Source organism: Rhizobium sp. 01T444, from assembly GCF_056398305.1.
In genome coordinates this window covers 25,519-43,358 of record NZ_JBFTPD010000027.1, presented here as the reverse complement: position 1 = coordinate 43,358, position 17,840 = coordinate 25,519, and the positions used below count along the sequence as shown (strand labels likewise).

Below are 17,840 nucleotides of genomic sequence, written 5' to 3'. Positions count from 1 at the left end.
CGTGACCGTAAAGCCTGGAACGTTCGAGCCAAATCAACCAGAGCCGACACCGAATCCGCCTGCCCTGTTTGAGGCGGATCGAGACAATCCCTATCTCGCCAAGGCGGCCGAACTCACGGAGATCTTTGCTCACGATGCTGTCGAACGCGACCAGCTCGGCGGCCGACCCTGCGAACAGATTAGGCTTCTGAAGGAGAGCGGCCTCGTCAATCTGCTGATCCCGAAGGAATTCGGCGGTGAGGGGCAGCCCTATTCGACCGCGCTCAGGGTTCTGCGTGAATTTTCCAAGGTCGATGGTTCGCTCGGTCATCTCTACGGCTATCATTTCAGCCCGCTGCAGAACGCGGCGACGGCTGGCGACAAGCGCTCACATGAGATCTTGCGTCGCTCAGCGGATGGCCGCTGGTTCTGGGGCAATACGACCAACAGTTTTTCGAAGAGCCTGTTCGGCCGAAAGACCGCCGGTGGTGTCATCCTGAACGGCTTTCGCCCCTTCGCCTCCGGCTCGCATGTCGCCGACTATCTCATGGTCGCCTGGGAAGACGAGGAAACCAACCAGCGCAGCTTTGCCTATATTCCGGCCAATCGTCCGGGGATCACCATCGCCGACGATTGGGACGGTATCGGCCAACGGCAGACAGGCAGCGGTAGAGTCTTCTACAAGGATGTCGGGATCGACGGTGACGAAATCCTGGCGGAGCGCCCGCGCGACCCGATCGCGCTTCTGGCGCCCCAGCAGCAGCAGAGCGTGCTCCTCAACGTCTTTGTCGGCACCGCCCAGGGCGCGCTCACAGCAGCCCGCGACTATACGGTCACGAAATCACGGCCCTGGATCTATTCCGGCGTCGAGCGACACGTCGACGATCCCTGGATCAAGCGGCAATATGGTGAGCTCTGGACGAAGGTGCAGGCTGCGACCGCGCTTGCCGACCGGGCAGCTCAGGCCATGGACGCCGCCTATGCCAAAGGCGCTGCGCTGACGGCGGACGAGCGCGGCCAGGCAGCGATTGCAGTTGCTTCCGCCAACGTGCTGGCCGGCAAGGTGGCGCTCGAGGTGACAAGCGAGATCTTCGAGGTCATGGGCGCGCGGTCGGCGGTGCGCGCCCATGGTTTCGACCGGTTCTGGCGCAATGTGCGCATCCATACGCTGCACAATCCGGCCGAATACAAGACACGCAATGTCGGGACGTGGTTCCTGACGGGCGACTGTCCTGAACCCGGGATATTCCAATGAGCGGGCGAGAGCTTCATCTCAACATCAATATCCTGCATTCGGGCTTCTCGCCTGCGGCTTGGCGGATGGAAGGCGGCGATCCGCGCGCCTCCTTCGATATCAATCACTACATCAATGTCGCCAGGATCGCCGAACGCGGCACGTTCGATGCCGTCTTCCTCGCCGACCAGGCGGCGATCTCGGACCGGGTGGACTTCCGGCCGCTGACCTCGCTCGAGCCAACGATCGTGCTTGCGCTGGTCGCCGCCAACACACAGCATATCGGGCTCATCGCCACCGCCTCGACGACCTATAACGAACCCTACAATATCGCCCGTCGCTTTGCGACGCTTGACTATGCGAGCGCCGGCCGGGCCGGCTGGAACATCGTCACCAGCGCCGACCTGTCGCAGAGCCGCAATTTCGGCCTCGAAAAGCCGGTCGCCCATTCCAGCCGCTACGAGCGCGCCGGCGAATTTACCGCCGTCGTCAAGGCGCTGTGGGACAGCTGGGAGGAAGATGCCTTTATCGGCGATGTCGCGACAGGCCGTTTCGTCGATCCGACACGTGTCCATGCGATCGCCCATCGCGGCAAGCATTTCCAGGTGCACGGGCCGCATAATATTCCACGCCCGCCTCAGGGCCATCCGGTTCTCGTCCAGGCCGGCGGCTCGGACGATGGAAGAGAGCTTGCGGCCGAACATGCCGAAGCCGTTTTCTCCGCCTCGCAATCCTTCGAAGAGGCGCTCGATTATGCCGGTGACCTGCGCCGGCGTGCCGCCCGCTTCGGCAGGCCGGCCGACAGCATCCTCGTGCTTGCCGGCCTCGCGACGATCATCGGCAGTACCGAGATCGAGGCCAAACGCCGGCAGGAAGAGCTGCGCGAGCTGATACCGCTCGAATATAGTCTCGCTCGACTTGCGGGCGTGCTGCAGCTCGACGCCAAGAACCTCGACCTCGACGCGCCGCTACCGGACGACATTCCGCTGCCACCCGATGGCGGCCATACATTCTTCCGTGCGACGCTGGCGCTCGCCAAACGGGAAGGGCTCAGCGTGCGCGGCCTGATCCGTGCCTTGAACGGGGGCACCGGCCATCGCACCATTGTCGGCACGCCACAGGACGTTGCCGACGACATCGAACGCTGGTTTGTCGCCGGCGCGGCAGATGGCTTCAACCTGATGCCGGACGTATTGCCGCACGGGCTCGAGGTCTTCGTCGACGAGGTCGTGCCGATCCTGCGCAAACGCGGACTATTCCGGCGAGCCTATAGCGGCCGGACGCTTCGCGAGCATCTCGGTCTTGCCCGCCCGACCAACCCGTATGCGGCCGCGGCAGAATAGCGATCGACAATGACAGCAGACAGGGGAAATCGATATGACGCCATCAACAGCAGCAGAAAGAAACGTCGGCAACGACAGGCTGAAGGCGCTTGCCGGCGAGCGTTACCGCAATAAGCAGCAGCTTTCGGGCGATTGGACCGAAACCATCGAGACGATCCTCTCACATCGGAGCGTGCGTCACTATCTGCAGGACCCGGTACCGGCGGAGGCAATCGAGCTTGCCGTTGCCGCCGCCCAGTCGGCACCGAGTTCCTCGAACCTGCAGGCCTGGAGCGTGGTTGCCGTTGAAGACGTCGAACGTCGCGGACGTTTGAATGCGGTTGCCGGCAATCAGCGCCAGATCGCCCAGGCCCCGCTTCTGCTCGTCTGGCTCGCCGATCTTGCCCGACCGCGCAAGATTGCAACCGAGCGCGGCGCGACGGGCGAAGGTCTTGACTACGTGGAAAGCTTTCTTCTTGGCGTGATCGACGCGGCACTCGCCGCCCAGAACGCCGTCGTCGCCCTGGAATCTCTTGGCCTCGGCACCTGCTATATCGGTGCGATCCGCAACGATCCGGAAACGGTCGCCCGCGAACTCGCCCTGCCCGATGGTGTCTTTCCCGTTTTTGGCCTGACGGTCGGTTATCCCGATCCGGCGGTGCCCGCCGGCGTCAAGCCACGCCTGCCGCAGACAAGCGTCCTGCACCGCGAGCGCTATCGAGATGGCGCACCGGCCGATGATCTCGCCGGTTACAATTATATTCTCAGAACCTTCCAGACCGAACAGACCATGCCTCTGATCGACTGGACCGATCAGGTTCGCAATCGCATCGGCACGGTCGAGGCGCTCAGGGGCCGCCATGTACTTGGCGAGGTGGCGCGCAAACTGGGGTTCCGGCTGAAATAGGCCGTCCCGGCCTGCCTCTGCACGATCTCACTCGGCGGCGATCATATCGAAATCGGATCGAGGGCTACGGGAGGAGGCGACCTCAATCGTCTGCGCGGCGCGCGCCTCGGCAAGCAGCCAGTTGCGGAAGAGATCGACCCGCATCAGCCGCGCCTTGTGGGTGGATGTGACGAAAAAATAGGAATAGCCGACCGCCTGCGGACTGCCGAGGGGGCAGACGAGCCGGCCACTGCGGATCTCGGCTTCCGCGAGCCGGATCTTGCCGAGACCGAGCCCCTGGCCGGCGACAGCCGCGTCGAGCACCAGCGAGGACTGGTTCAATCGGAAGCCGCCGCGCGACGGGCGATAGGAAAGTCCCTCGGCGCGCAGCCAAGCATGCCAGTCCGGGCAGGCATGGTCATGCTCAGCCCCTTCTTCATGAAGAAGCGGCACGTCTTCGATCGCCTCCGGTCGCTCCCACAATCCGTGGTGGTCGGCAAATTGCGGACTGCAGACTGGCACGACCGCCTCTGAGAAGAGATGATCGACCGCGAGGCCGGGATAGGCGCCGCTGCCGAAGCGGATCACGCAGTCGGCGTCGCTCGCGTCGAGGTCCGTCAAATCGGTCGAGGCTTCGACCAGGACCTGCAGGCCGGGGGCTGCGCGGCGAAGCGCATCGAGCCGCGGGATCAGCCATTTGCTGGCGAAGGACGGTGCGACGGACACCCGGATCGGCTGCTCGTGATCGCTCGTCGCAAACTGCGTCATGGCCGAAAGAACGGCGTCGAAGGCATCGGTCAGACCCGGCATTAGGGCGTGGCCTGCTGGTGTCAGCTGCAGCTGGCCGCGCACCCGGTTGAACAGCGGCTGGCCAAGGTAGTTTTCCAGGAGCCTGATCTGCTGGCCGACGGCAGCCGAGGTGACGTGCAGCTCTTCGGCGGCACGGATGAAATTGAGATGACGCGCCGTCGCGACGAAGGCGCGCAGCGACGTCAGCGGCGGCAGACGGGCAAGCGTCGGATTGATGGTCTTCCTGCGGTGGGGCGCGAGCGTGTTCATGAGCTGATTGCACCACAAACCGACCAGACAAGACGAGAACCCACTTTGCGCCGATAGCGAGGCCGGAAACATTTCCTTGCGCGTGATCACCCTTGCCGGAGAAGCAAAAACTAAAATCGGAAAATTGTCTACTAAACGACTAGATTATTACGGCCACGGCACGCCTGCCGATTTGCGCGAAGCTTTGCTTTCGGGCGCTGTTAGAAAAACATTCTTCTCGATTTCCCCTCCCCGGACCGATCATGCGCGCTCACCAAGGCGTGGGCCTCGGCAGGCCGAAACGGACACAGGGGGTCGTTATGGATATCAATAGACGTCAGCTCAATCAGCTCTTCGCGTTCACGGCGCTCAGCGCCGTGGTGCCCATCGGCCGCTTTGCCGAGGCGGCGGAGCCTGTCGCCGGCGGTACGCTCAATCTGCTCGTCCAGCCGGAGCCACCCACACTCGTCACCCTTGCGCATACGGCAGGCCCGACCACCCGCATCTCCGGCAAGGTCACCGAAGGATTGTTGGCTTACGGGCTGGACTTCAAGCCGATCCCGCAGCTTGCGACCGCCTGGTACGTCAGCGACGACGGGCTGGAATACCGTTTCGAACTCAGGCAAGGCGTCAAATGGCATGACGGCAAACCCTTTACCGCCGAGGATGTCGCCTTCTCGATCCTGGCACTCAAGGAGGTGCATCCGCGTGGCCGGGCCACCTTCTCCAGCGTCAAGGAGGTCGCGACACCGGATGCCCATACCGCCATCATCCGCCTGTCGAAGCCGGCGCCCTATCTGATCGGCGCCTTGCAGGCGAGCGAATCCCCGATTGTGCCCAAACATGTCTACGAGGGCGCCACCGATCTTGCCGGACACGCAAATGGCCGCGCCCCGATCGGCACCGGTCCTTTCATCTTCCGTGAATGGGCGGTCGGCAGCCATGTGATCCTGGATCGCAATCCCGACTATTGGGACCAGGGCAAGCCCTATCTCGACCGCATCGTCGTCAAGTTCATTCCCGATGCCAGCGCCAGACTTGCAGCACTTGAGACCGGCGAAGTCGATATTGCTCCCGATACGCCGGTGTCGCTGAGCGAAATCGACCGGCTGAAAGCCTCGCCCACGCTTGCCGTCGACGATCGCGGCAACGATTATTCGCCGACTGTCTACCGCATCGAGTTCAACCTGCAGAACGAGTATTTCAAGCATGACAAGGTCCGCCAGGCCGTGGCCCATGCGATCGACCGGCAGACTGTCGCCAATATCGCCTTCTACGGCTATGCGGTCGCAGCGCCGAGCCCGATCAGCCCCTTCCTCAAGGCTTTCTATAATCCTGACGTCCCGGTCTATGCCCATGATCCGGCAAAGGCCGAACAGCTTCTCGACGAAGCAGGCTTCCCGCGCGGGCCAGACGGTGTGCGCTTCGAGGTGCCGCACGATGTGATGCCCTATGGCGACACCTATACTCGTATCGGTGACTATTTGCGCGATGCGCTGTCCAAGATCGGCGTCAAGGTGACGCTGCGCGGACAGGATGTGCCGACCTGGCTGAAGCGCGTCTACACCGACCGCGATTTCGCCTTCGTCACCAACGGCATGGGCAATACGTTCGATCCGACCATCGGCGTGCAGCGTCTCTACTGGTCGAAGAACTTCAAGAAGGGCGTGCCCTTCTCGAACGGCTCGGGCTACAACAATCCGGAAATCGACGCGATCTTCGAACAGGCTGCGGTCGAGAACGACAGGGCCAAACGCGTCGAACTCTTCAACCGCATGCAGGTGATCATCGCCCGCGATCTGCCCGATATCACGCTCGTCTCCTTCCGGCAGCTGACGATCTTCAACAAGATGGTCCAGGACCATACGGTGGTTGCCGACGGTCTCTCGGGCAGCCTCTCCTCCGCCTATCTCCTCAAGAACGCCTGACAGGGACGATCCTCATGAGCATCAATCGCCGCACTTTCAACCAGCTGCTGCTTTTATCCACCGCCAGCACGCTCGTGCCCTCGTTCGGCCTCAAGGCCGCAGAAGACAAGCCGAAGCCGGGCGGAACGCTGAACTTCATTGTCGTACCAGAACCGCCGACAATCCTGGCGCTGGCGCACACCGCCGGCGGCACACAGAAGGTCAGTCCGAAGATCACCGAGGGGCTGTTGACCTATGATTTCGACCTGACCCCGAAACCGCAGCTTGCGACCGAATGGTCGATATCGGACGATGGCCTGAGCTACACGTTCAGGTTGCGACCTGATGTCAAATGGCATGATGGCAAACCCTTCACCGCCGATGACGTCGCCTATTCGATCGAACTCTTAAAGCAGGTCCATCCGCGCGGGCGCGGCACCTTCGCCAATGTCGTCAGGGTCGAGACACCTGATCCGCTGACAGCGGTCATCCGCCTGTCGAAGCCCGCACCCTACCTGCTCAGCGCTCTCTATGCGGCGGAATCGCCGATCGTGCCGAAGCATATCTACGACAATGTCGCGATCGCCGACGTGCCGCTCAACAAGAACGGCAGCGCACCGATCGGCACCGGCCCTTTCGTCTTCAAGGGATGGACGCGCGGCTCGCATATCATCCTGGAGCGTAATGCCGACTACTGGGATGCAGGCAAACCCTATCTCGACCAGATCGTCATCCGCTTCGTGCCCGATGGAGCGGCACGAGCAGCAGGATTCGAGACCGGTGAATTCGATATCGGCGGCGACAATCCGATCCCGCTCAGCGATCTCGAGCGCATCAAGGCGCTGCCGAATATCAGCGTCGATTCCCGCGGTTACGAAACCAAGGGCGATCAGACCCAGCTCATCTTCAATCTCGACAACGAATATCTGAAGGATGTTAGAGTTCGCCGCGCCATCGCCCACGCGATCGATCTCGACGTCATCCTCAACACAGTCTGGTACGGTTACGGCCATATTTCGCCGACACCGATCAGTACCTTCCTGTCACGCTACCACGACGGCTCGATCAAGCCCTACGCCTACGATCTTGCGGCAGCCGAACAGCTTCTCGACGAGGCCGGCTACAAGCGCGGCGCCGACGGCACGCGCTTTGCCCTCAGGCTCACCCACAATTCCTACAATGAAGGCTTCAAGCGGGTCATCGAATATCTGAAACAGAATCTCACCCGTATCGGCATTGCCGCGACGATCGATTCCTACGATTTCTCGACCTACATCCAGAAGGTCTATACCGAACGCGTCTTCGACGTCACGGCCGAATATCTCGGCAACCAGTTCGATCCGACGCTCGGCGTCCAGCGCATCTACTGGTCGAAGAACTTCAAGCTCGGCCTGCCTTTTTCCAATGCGGCGCATTACGCCAACCCGGAGGTCGACCGGCTGCTGGAGGCAGCATCAATCGAAATCGACGAGCACAAGCGAAGACAAGAATTCAACGATTTCCAGAGGATCATCGCCGACGAGGTTCCGGTGGTCAATCTGATCGCGCTGGAAAATGTCACGGTCTTCAACAAGCGGGTGAAGAACCACACGATCGGCGCCGAAGGCGTCCAGGCCAATTTCGCCGAGGTCTATATCAAGGACGGCGAAGGCTGACGGTTCGGGGGTCACGACCAGCCTTCACGGATCGGGGGCGCATCGCCAGATGCGCCCCCGATCGCTTTCCGATCTGTCGAATAAATGTTTGCTTAAGAGGCGGCGCGGGCCGGCGTGAATTTCGCGAGGATGCGGTCGGCAAGCGCGATCGCCTGCGTGCGCTGCTCGGTGATCGAGCTCGATTCCCAGGCGACACCGCGCAACGGATGGCCGATGGCGCTCAAGTTGCGGTGAACGCACCCTTCCTCATTGATGAGGTCGCCTTCAGGGGTGGCGTCGATGCCGAAGCCGGTCGAATGCGGGCGCACCTCGCCGCTTGAAAGAAGCTGGCGAACAAACGGATCAGAGATTTGCCGCCAGTCGTGCAACTGATGTCCACGGCAATCGATCACACCGCCGAACACGGTATCCTCGAGGCCGCCCGCCGTCTTCAGGATTGCTGCAATACCGTTCTCATCAGGCCTTAGCGCCAGCAGGCGGGCCGTCTCTGCGACGAGCCGTCCCTGCGACCGCGCTTCTTCGACGCTGCGGTGGCTTTCCGGCGCGGATCGATGTGCCGTCACGTCCCAGAAGGCCCTCAGATGACGGGCAAAGCGCAGTCTTTCCCGATCCTCTGCATTCTGCCAGAGCGGCAGGATGTAGGGGCGAATGGCAAGCGGCAGCCCCTGCCAGTCCCCACCAGCGGCGGCAAGCCGGCGCCGTTCCGCCTTGACGCGCGCAAGCAGGCCGCGCGCCGTCGCAGGAAAGGGTCCCTCGGCGAGAAAGTCGCGGGCCGGCTCGGCATTCCTGCGACCCTCGACGAACTGGCCCCGCCGCGAAATCACCCGGTAGCGTCCACGAAACCCCCTCGCCTCCATGCTCGCGATCGCATCAACCATGGAGAGACTGGCACCGATGATGAGGATATCGGAACTGTCGCGCAACCGGTCGAGCGCTGCCGTGTTCCAGGGATTTTCGGCAAAGCGCGGATGTCCCGCCACAGCTGCCTCGGCAGGGCGCAGATCGGGCTGGAATACCCCGAGCGCCAGGACGGCCTCGTCCGCTTCCAAGACAGTGCCGTCCGTGGTCGCAACACGGACCCGGTGTGGCGATGATGACAGATGTGCCGCCGACGAACGGACATGCTGCAGGCTCGATCCGGAACGTGCCTGTGCAACCGCGCGCTTCAGTTCGTAGCGCACATAGGTCCCGTAAAGATGGCGCGGCGGGCTGCTTGCGGCAACGTCTGCGGGCGGCTGCCAGCCGTTGGCGGGGCCGTGTTCGGTAAGCCAGCGGGCCAGGTGCCCCATGTCTTCGGGATAGAGCGAGAAGATCTCAGCCGGTCCGTTGACGAGATGGGCGGGATCGCTGGTGCTATAGGCAACGCCGCGCCCGAGCTCGGCACGCGRCTCGATGATGGTGATCGACAGCGCGACCGTGGTCTGGTCGAGCAGTTTGAGCGCGGTTAGCGCGCCGGCAAACCCGCCGCCGATAATGATGACGGAATGGCCTGGCTTTGGATCGAAATGCATGAGACCTCCCTCCCCGTCACGCAGATCCGGGGGACGACAGCAAGAAAGGCGCAAAGATCTCCTGCCGACGCGGCGGCCGGAGATCCGGATGACCCCGGGTGATAGATGGAAGCGACGCGACCGGCTGGGCTTTAGAAGACCTTGCCTTCCTCCAGATGCGTCGTCGTTCCGTTGATGTAGAAATCGCCGACCACACGCGCCTTGTGCAAAAGCGGATTATGGTTGAGCACAGTGCGGATATTGCGCCAGTGGCGGTCAAGGTTGAGATGCCTCGATGTAGCCGAGCCACCGCCGAGCTCGAAGACGTTGGTTGCGGCAGAAAGCGCGATCTGAGAGGCGACGATCTGCGTGCGCGCCGTCGTCAGGGCGCTTTCGACAAGAGCCGCTTCCAGTCGTTCCGGATCGCCTGCTCCGAACGCCGCGACGGAACGGTCAAGCGCGCGGGCCGCCTCGCGGATCAGCGTATCGACAGCAAACGAGCCGCTGGCGATCTCACCCAGAATTTTCTGGACAAAGGGGTCGGCATTGGCCGTCTCGGCCGCGCTATGGGCAGCCGAACGTGCCTGTCTGCGCACGTAATCGGTACCCTCGGCCACTGCGCCGCGCACCGCACCTGCCATGGAAGCGGCAAGGTGGAGCTGGCGCAGGGTCGATGTATGACGCCCGACAAGCGAATTGAGGCCGCGCGTGGAAATCTCATGGGCCAGCACCTCCACGTCCTCGAGCAGCACGCCGCCGCTTGCGGTCAGCCGTTGGCCCATGCCGTCCCAATCATCGAGAATGGTGATGCCTTTGCGGTCGACCGGCAAGAGAACGCTGACGAGCTGGTCCTCGTCATTTTTCGCGCTGAAGGAAGCGAAATCGGAAAAGGCAGTGCCCGTCGCATACCATTTGCGGCCGTTGAGGCGATAGCTGTCGCCGGATTTTGAAAGCCTGGTCGTCACCTCGCCGGGCCGCTTGGTGCCCTGTTCCGTATGAGCGCCGCCGAACAGCTTGCCGGCAAGCACTCTGGCAAGCTGTGTGCGATCGAGCGCTGTATTCGGATTGAGAATGAGGCTCTCGGTGAAATTGAAGTGGCTGCGAAGCGCATGCGCCACATTGGAATCGGCCGCACCGATCGCCATGATCGTTTCGATATAGTCGAGGACACTGCCGCCAGGCCCGCCGAGCGAGACGGGGATGCGCAGCGCTCCGAGACCGGCCTCCTTGAACAGGCGGAAAGCCTCAAACGGAAGCTCGCGATCGAGATCGCGCCGTGCCGCTTCCTTGCCGATTTCGGCTGCGAGCGCCGGTACCGTCGAAAGCAGGGCGGCAAGATCGGAATCGGGCGCAGATCCACCTGCAGATAACAGCACGGAAGAGGTCGGAGTGGCCATGGTCAAGCTTTCAACGGCGGATTTTTGAAGAATGGGGAGGATCCACACGAGAGCGGATCCTCCCTGACGGCCTCAGGCGACGGCGCGCGTCAGCGACACGACATTGTCGGTCCCACCTTCGCTGACGCGCGGAACGCGCCCTTCGACCGGATGGCTTGGATCGTTGAAGCCCGGCGTCGACGGATGACCGGCCGTCACCAGCCTGTCGACCAGGGCCTCGTCCTCGGCATCGAGCTTGACGTCGAGCGCGCGGATATAGCTGTCCCAATGCTCTTCGGTGCGCGGACCGGTGATGGCGGCCGAGATCAGCTTGTTGTTCAGCACCCAGGCGAGCGCGAACTCGGTCGGCGTAATGCCCTTGCGGTTGGCATGGGCAGCGATCTCCTTGGCGATCGCAATCGATTCCGGACGCCATTCGGTTTCGAGGATGCGCTTGTCGCCACGCCCTGCACGCGTATCGGCACCCGGCTCCTTGCCCGGCTCGTATTTGCCGGTCAGCACGCCGCGGGCGAGCGGCGAATAGGAGACAACGCCGAGGCCGTAGTAGTGGGCGGCCGGCAACTGTTCGGCTTCGGCCGTGCGGTTGACGATGTTGTAGAGTGGCTGGCTTGCGACCGGCCGATCGATGCCGAGCTGATCGGCAAGATGAGCGATCTCGGCGATGCGCCAGCCGCGGAAATTCGAGACCCCGAAATAGCGAAGCTTGCCCGCGCGGATAAGGTCAGCAATGGCGCGCACCGGCTCTTCGAGCGGCGCGTCGAAGACGGCGCGGTGGAAATAGAGGATGTCGATATAGTCGGTGTTCAGCCGGCGCAGCGAATTCTCCACCGTCTCGATCACCCATTTGCGCGAGTGGCCGCCAAGGTTCGGGCCCTTGGTGTGCGAGTTGACGAACTTGGTCGCCAATACCCAATGGTCGCGGCTTGACTTGATGCCACGGCCCACGACCTCTTCCGACTTGCCGTCGTGATAGACGTCGGCCGTGTCGATGAAGTTGATCCCCTGCTCGCGGGCCCTGTCGATGATGCGGAAGGCGACCTCATCGGGCGTCGGCCCGCCGAACATCATGGTTCCAAGGCTGAGCGGTGACACTTTGAGCGCGCTGCGCCCGAGGTAGCGATAATCGACCATTTCATTCTCCATTCATTGAGCGTGGTGACAGGCGACGGCATGGCCGGCGCCGAACTGGCGGAATGCCGGATCCTCGGCCCGGCAAATATCGGTGGCAAGCGGACAGCGCGTGTTGAAGCGACAGCCGGAAGGTGGATTGTGCGGACTTGGCAGGTCGCCGGTGATCGGGGCGGCCTGCTTGCGCCGCGACGGGTCGGGCACGGCGGCAAGCAGGGCCTGCGTATAGGGATGTTTGGCACCGTTCCAGAGGTCGGCGGTCGAGGCGCTTTCGACTATACGCCCGAGATACATGACGAGCACACGGTCGGCGAAATAACGAACGACGGATAGATCATGCGAGATGAAAAGATAGGAAAGCGACAGCTCCGTCTTCATCTCGACCAGCAGGTTGAGGATCTGGGCCTGGATCGACAGGTCAAGTGCCGAGACCGGTTCATCGCAGATGACGAGCTCGGGCTGCAGGATCAGCGCCCGGGCAATGCCGATGCGCTGGCGCTGGCCGCCGGAAAATTCGTGCGGATAGCGCTCCAGGCTGTCGCGTGGCAGGCCGACGTGCTCGACCATTCCCGCAGCGATCGCATCACGTTTCCTGCGATCGCCGATGCCATGCACGGCAAGCGGCGCCGTCAATATGGTGCGGATGGTCTGCCGTGGATTGAGCGAAGCGAAGGGGTCCTGGAAGATCATCTGGATGCTGCGGCGGATCGACTGCAGCTCCTTGTTCGACATGGCCATAACATCGCGGCCGCGAAAGCGGACCTGCCCGGAAGACGGCGTGACGAGACGCGTCAGCGACTTGCCGAGCGTCGACTTGCCGCAACCGGATTCGCCGACGAGCGCAACTGTCTCGCCTTCCGCGATTTCCAGTGACACGCCGTCGACGGCACGCACCGTGCCGGCGCTGCCTGGATAATGGGTGGAGAGCCTATCGACCGACAGGAGCGACATGAGCGACCTCCGCATGGACTGAAACATAGGGGCAGGCGACTTCGCGGCCCGCCGAGATGGAAAACAGCGTCGGCACCGCCTGGGCGCAGGCGGGACGGGCGACCGGACAGCGCGGGCGGAAGGAGCAGCCCTTCTCGCCGGCGGCCGAGACGATGGAGCCCGGAATTTCGGCAAGCGGCCCATCGCGATAATGATAATCAGCCGTCAGCCGCGGCGAGGCAGCCAGGAGGCCGCGCGTATAGGGGTGATAGGGCGTATCAAAGACCGGACCGGGCAGCCCCTCCTCGATCTTGCGGCCGGCATACATGACGACGACGCGATCAGCCCATTGCGCCACGATGCCGAGATCGTGCGTGATCAGGATGACGGCCATGTTCAGCTTGGCGCGCAGATTATCCAGAAGCTGCAGGACCTGCGCCTGGATCGTCACGTCGAGCGCGGTCGTCGCCTCGTCGGCGATCAGAAGTTTCGGATTGCAGGCAACGGCAATCGCGATCATCACGCGCTGGCGCATGCCGCCCGACAGCTGATGGGGATAGTCATCGATGCGTCTGGCCGGCTCCGGAATACTGACGAGGTCCAGAAGCTCGATCGCCCGGGCACGCGCCTGGCGGCGGCTCAGATCCTCATGGATCCGCAGCACCTCGATGATCTGGTCACCGATCGACAGGACCGGATTGAGCGAGGTCATCGGCTCCTGGAAGATCATCGCGATGTCGCGCCCGCGAATCCGGCGCAGCTGCCGTTCCGACAGCGTCAGCAGACTGCGACCGTCAAACAGGATTTCGCCACCCGGCCGGGCGTGCCGTGGCAGGAGCCCCATTAGGGCAAGGGCTGTCAGCGATTTTCCGGAGCCGGATTCACCAACGATCGCCAGCATCTCTCCGGGATTGGCGTCGAAGCTTACGCCCTTCACCGGCTCTGCGGTCGCAAAGCGGACGAAGAGATCGCGGACTTCGAGAAGATGGCTCATCAGCGTTCCTCAGAAAAGCGCGGATTGAGCGCGTCGTTGAGACCGTCACCCAGAAGATTGAGGGCGAGGACGGTAAAGACGATCGCGAGACCCGGCAGGGCCGTCAGGTACCAAGCGGTGCGGATCACGTCCCGGCCGGCACCGATCATCGATCCCCAGGAGACGCGATTGGGATCGCCAAGCCCCATGAAGGACAGCGCCGATTCCATCAGGATGGCGCTTGCGACCATAACCGAGGAGGTGACGATCAGCGGCGGAAGGGCGTTCGGCAGGATTTCGCGGAAGATGATGCGTGCATGGCCGAAGCCGAGGCTTCGAGCGGCCAGCACATAGTCCTTCTCGCGGATGGCGCGGAACTCGGCCCGTGTCAGGCGCGCCACCGTCGGCCAGCTGACGATCGCAATCGCGATTGTGACGGTCGAGGTCGTCGGCTGAGCGATGGCGACCAGGACGACGAGCAAGACGAAGCTCGGGATCGTCTGGAAGATCTCGATGAATTTCACCAGGAGATCATCGACGATCCCGCCGAAATATCCCGCCATCGCGCCGATCGTGATGCCGGCGGAAAGCCCGAGGGCGGTCGCAGCGATACCGACCGTAAGCGAAATGCGCGCCCCGTGGAGGATGCCTGCGAGCACATCGCGTCCCATCGAATCCGTACCGAGCGGATAGGACGGATTTTGGCCCGGCCAGAGGAACGGTCGCGCCACCATCTCCATCGGATCGCCGGGATAAAAGACGGGAGCAAGAAGGGCAGCGAGTGCGGTGGCGATCAGGAACAGGACGCCGAACAATGCGGTGGGATTGGACAGAAAAACCTTGAGCTCCCGCCGCAGACCGCGCCAGGCAATACCGGGTACGGCGGCGGCGCGCACGTCGGGCGCATGGATATGCGTCCAGCTCGGCTCGGCGGGTTTTTGGGGCAGCGGCCGCGAGGCGTCGCTATCGTGCTCGGCCAGATCGATTGCGCTGCCGGCATAGGTATGAAGCTTCTGACTGGTCATCGGCTGGCTCCGATTCTGGGATCAATCCATGCCTGCAGCAGATCGACGGCCGCGTTGGCGACGATCACAAGGAAGGAGGACAAGAGCAAGATGCCGAGCAGCACGGAAAAATCGCGGGCCATCACGGCTTCGAAGGCAAGCCGGCCGAGCCCCGGCCAACTATAGACGGTCTCGACCACGACGGCTCCGCCAAGCATGCCCCCGAAATGCATGCCGGCCATTGTCGTGATCGGGATCAGCGCATTGCGCAGCACGTGACGCGTGGTCAGGAAGAAGGGCGACACGCCCTTGGCGCGGGCGGTGCGGACGAAATCCTGCGACTTGACCTCCAGCATCGCCGCGCGTGTCAGTCGCGCATAGATTGCCAGATAGAAGAGGGAGAGCGAGGTTGCCGGCAACACCATGTAGCGGATCCGGTCGAGGAGCGCCGGAAGCCCGGTCAGCCGCGATCCGATCGTGCTGTCGCCGCCGCTCGGCAGCCAGCCGAGCTTGACCGAGAAAAACAGGATCAGCATCAGGCCGATCCAGAAGCCGGGGATTGAGTAAAACAGCAGCGAGACGACCGAGATCACCCGGTCGGCAAGCCTGCCGGAAAAGCTTGCCATCAACGCGCCGAGCAGCAGACCAACGGCAATGGCGATCAGCAGCGCGGCCAGCATCAGCGTCAGTGTTCCAGGCAGCCGCTGGCCGATTAGATCGGCAACCGGCATTCCGTAGCGCGGTGAAAAACCGAGGCTGAAATGCGCCAGGTTGTCCAGGTAGTTGGCGAGCTGCACGAGGAGAGGGTTGTCGAGCCCGAAGCGCTGGCGCAGAGCCGCCATTGTTTCCTCCGTGGCCGAGCCGGATTCTGCCGCCATCACGTCGGCCGCATCGCCCGGTGCGAGCTTGAGCAGGAAGAAACTCAATATGACGATGCCGAGCATGGTCGGCACGGCCTGAATGACGGTCTTTCTGATCGTGCGGGCGACCCGCTTGAGTGCCGACATGGATTTCCACCTCGCGTCGCCGGAAGAATTCATCGTGCTGCGTTGCGATAGTAGTTGACTAAATCTGTGGGTTTTGTCAAATCCATATTAGTAAATAATTCCAAGAAGAGATCGAATATCGAAGTCTTTTGAAATTATTTAACGTCACTAAGATTTACATAAGAATTTCCTACCGAAGCAGCTCCGGAATTGGGTAAAAAACTCTACTGCGGCGCCGAAGTATGGAAAGGCGAACCCAGGACGCCTGGCAACGGGCACGCACAATCATTGAGGGACCGACCATGCCAGCATTTCCTGCCCCGACACGCCGCAATTTCCTTCTTGCTTCCGTTGCGCTCACCGTGGCGTCGGCGACACGCCTGCCGGCCTTTGCGGCCCCTGTGCGTGGCGGCACAGCGACGCTGCTCCTGTCGGCCGAGCCGCCGGTGCTGACGACGATTGCTAACACTGCCTTCAATTCCGTCTACGTCTCGCCGAAGGTGATCGAAGGCCTTCTGACCTATGATTTCGAGCTGAACCCGCAGCCGCTCCTGGCCAAGGAATGGTCGGTGAGCCCGGATGGGCTGGCCTACACGTTCCACCTGCGCGAGAGCGTAAAATGGCATGACGGCCAGACCTTCACATCGGCCGACGTCGCTTTCTCGATCAAGACGCTGAAGGAGGTTCATCCGCGTGGCCGCAACACGTTCCTCAACCTCGTCGACGTCGAAACGCCGGATCCGCTGACTGCGATCCTGAAACTCTCCAAGCCGGCTCCCTACCTCATCACTGCGCTTGCCTCCTCCGAGACGCCGATCGTTCCGCGCCATATCTATGAAGGAACGAAGGTCGCGGAAAACCCGGCCAACCTTGCACCGATCGGCACCGGCCCCTTCAAGTTCAAGGAATGGGTTCGCGGCAGCCACCTCGTCTATGAGCGCAATCCTGAATACTGGGATCAACCGCGTCCCTATCTCGACCAGCTCATCGTCCGCTTCATTCCCGATGCAGCGGCGCGCTCCATCGCGATCGAAACCGGCGAAATCGATCTTGCGCCCTCGACGCCCGTTCCTCTCAGCGACCTTGAACGTCTGAAGGAGGTCCCCGGTATCGCCTTCGAGCAGCGCGGCTATCAGTATGCGAACGGCGTCAGCCGCATCGAGTTCAACCTCGAACGTCCCTTCTTCAAGGACATTCGCGTCCGCCAGGCCTTCGCCCATGTGATCGACCGCAAGGTGATCCTCAACACCATCAACTACGGCTATGGCGCGGCCATTCCCGGTCCGATCAATCCCAATCTTGCCAAATGGTATGATGGCGATCTGAAGACCTATCCGATCGATCTTGCTGCCGCCGAAAAGCTGCTCGACGAGGCCGGCTATCCGCGTGGCAGCGACGGCGTGCGCATCCGCATCAATCTCGACTATGTGCCGAGCGGAGAAACCTATCCGCGCGGTTCGGAATATATCCGCCAGGCGCTCGCCAAGGTCGGTGTCGATGCGACCGTCCGCAGCCAGGACTTCGCCACCTATACCAAACGCATCTATACCGACCGCGATTTCGATTTCGCCTTCGAGGGCATGAGCAACCTCTTCGATCCGACCGTCGGCGTCCAACGTCTCTACTGGAGCAAGAACTTCAAGCCGGGCGTGCCCTTCTCCAACGGCTCCGCCTACAGCAATCCTAAGGTCGATGCGCTTTTGGAGGCTGCGGCGATCGAGGTCGATGCGAAAAAACGTGTCGATCAGTGGCGCGAGATCCAACAAATTCTCGTCGAGGACCTACCGGCGATCGACATAGCCAGCCAGCCGGAGCTGACCATCTACAACAAGCGCATCGCCGACCACACGGTCGGTGGCGAAGGCGTTTCGGGCAGCCTCGCCTACGCCTATGTGGTGGCAGCCTAGGCAG

General features: G+C 62.3%; 14 protein-coding genes. 6 read left to right on the top strand and 8 right to left on the bottom strand.

Translation table 11 applies throughout. From position 1 onward, the window contains the following. Position 1: 1 nt before the first annotated feature. From AC1DTN_RS28295 to AC1DTN_RS28285, 3 genes are read left to right on the top strand one after another with little or no spacing between them, the layout of a single operon-like run. Positions 2-1,234 (top strand): acyl-CoA dehydrogenase family protein, encoded by a 1,233-nt coding sequence (locus tag AC1DTN_RS28295; protein WP_439018405.1) that lies wholly within the window; start codon positions 2-4, stop codon positions 1,232-1,234. After that, complete coding sequence (locus AC1DTN_RS28290) at positions 1,231-2,556, top strand: LLM class flavin-dependent oxidoreductase (protein WP_442206525.1); 1,326 nt, start codon at positions 1,231-1,233, stop codon at positions 2,554-2,556. Before AC1DTN_RS28295 ends, AC1DTN_RS28290 begins: the two co-directional genes overlap by 4 nt. A 34-nt stretch (positions 2,557-2,590) precedes the next feature. Continuing rightward, positions 2,591-3,442, top strand: coding sequence for an NADPH-dependent oxidoreductase (locus AC1DTN_RS28285; protein ID WP_113320720.1), 852 nt, complete (start codon positions 2,591-2,593; stop codon positions 3,440-3,442). Between the two features lie 27 nt (positions 3,443-3,469). On the opposite strand, the gene gcvA is transcribed toward AC1DTN_RS28285, so the two are convergent. Beyond that, the gene (gene gcvA / locus AC1DTN_RS28280) at positions 3,470-4,480 is read right to left on the bottom strand and encodes a transcriptional regulator GcvA (protein WP_113320719.1); all 1,011 of its coding nucleotides are present in this window, start codon (positions 4,478-4,480) and stop codon (positions 3,470-3,472) included. A gap of 299 nt (positions 4,481-4,779) precedes the next feature. Here gcvA and AC1DTN_RS28275 point away from each other — a divergent pair, with 299 nt between their 5' ends. Further along, positions 4,780-6,387 carry an ABC transporter substrate-binding protein gene (locus AC1DTN_RS28275; protein ID WP_113320718.1) on the top strand — a complete coding sequence of 536 codons (1,608 nt, stop codon included), beginning with the start codon at positions 4,780-4,782 and terminating at the stop codon, positions 6,385-6,387. A gap of 14 nt (positions 6,388-6,401) precedes the next feature. After that, positions 6,402-8,021 (top strand): ABC transporter substrate-binding protein, encoded by a 1,620-nt coding sequence (locus tag AC1DTN_RS28270; protein ID WP_113320717.1) that lies wholly within the window; start codon positions 6,402-6,404, stop codon positions 8,019-8,021. 92 nt (positions 8,022-8,113) lie between these two features. Here AC1DTN_RS28270 and AC1DTN_RS28265 read toward each other — a convergent pair whose 3' ends face one another. The 7 genes from AC1DTN_RS28265 to AC1DTN_RS28235 all read right to left on the bottom strand — a co-directional run bounded on the left by AC1DTN_RS28265 (position 8,114) and on the right by AC1DTN_RS28235 (position 15,950). Beyond that, positions 8,114-9,532 carry an FAD/NAD(P)-binding protein gene (locus AC1DTN_RS28265; protein ID WP_477923580.1) on the bottom strand — a complete coding sequence of 473 codons (1,419 nt, stop codon included), beginning with the start codon at positions 9,530-9,532 and terminating at the stop codon, positions 8,114-8,116. Positions 9,533-9,663: 131 nt separating this feature from the next. Continuing rightward, on the bottom strand, positions 9,664-10,908 hold the full coding sequence (locus tag AC1DTN_RS28260) for an acyl-CoA dehydrogenase family protein (RefSeq protein ID WP_442206524.1): 1,245 nt from the start codon (positions 10,906-10,908) through the stop codon (positions 9,664-9,666). A gap of 72 nt (positions 10,909-10,980) precedes the next feature. Then, complete coding sequence (locus AC1DTN_RS28255; protein ID WP_113320715.1) at positions 10,981-12,039, bottom strand: aldo/keto reductase; 1,059 nt, start codon at positions 12,037-12,039, stop codon at positions 10,981-10,983. Positions 12,040-12,051: 12 nt separating this feature from the next. Continuing rightward, complete coding sequence (locus AC1DTN_RS28250) at positions 12,052-12,987, bottom strand: ABC transporter ATP-binding protein (protein ID WP_442206523.1); 936 nt, start codon at positions 12,985-12,987, stop codon at positions 12,052-12,054. Next, positions 12,965-13,960: an ABC transporter ATP-binding protein gene (locus AC1DTN_RS28245; protein ID WP_477923578.1), complete on the bottom strand. Its 996-nt coding sequence runs from the start codon at positions 13,958-13,960 to the stop codon at positions 12,965-12,967. Before AC1DTN_RS28245 ends, AC1DTN_RS28250 begins: the two co-directional genes overlap by 23 nt. Continuing rightward, entirely contained in the window at positions 13,960-14,964 is a 1,005-nt protein-coding gene (locus AC1DTN_RS28240; RefSeq protein WP_477923576.1) for an ABC transporter permease, read from the bottom strand. Before AC1DTN_RS28240 ends, AC1DTN_RS28245 begins: the two co-directional genes overlap by 1 nt. Then, on the bottom strand, positions 14,961-15,950 hold the full coding sequence (locus tag AC1DTN_RS28235; protein WP_113320712.1) for an ABC transporter permease: 990 nt from the start codon (positions 15,948-15,950) through the stop codon (positions 14,961-14,963). The genes AC1DTN_RS28240 and AC1DTN_RS28235 overlap by 4 nt, the downstream gene beginning before the upstream one ends. A 281-nt stretch (positions 15,951-16,231) precedes the next feature. On the opposite strand from AC1DTN_RS28235, the gene AC1DTN_RS28230 reads away from it, so the two are divergent. Beyond that, a complete protein-coding gene (locus AC1DTN_RS28230) occupies positions 16,232-17,836 on the top strand; it encodes an ABC transporter substrate-binding protein (RefSeq protein ID WP_439018415.1) in 1,605 nt (534 codons plus the stop codon). The last annotated feature ends 4 nt before the right edge of the window (positions 17,837-17,840 follow it).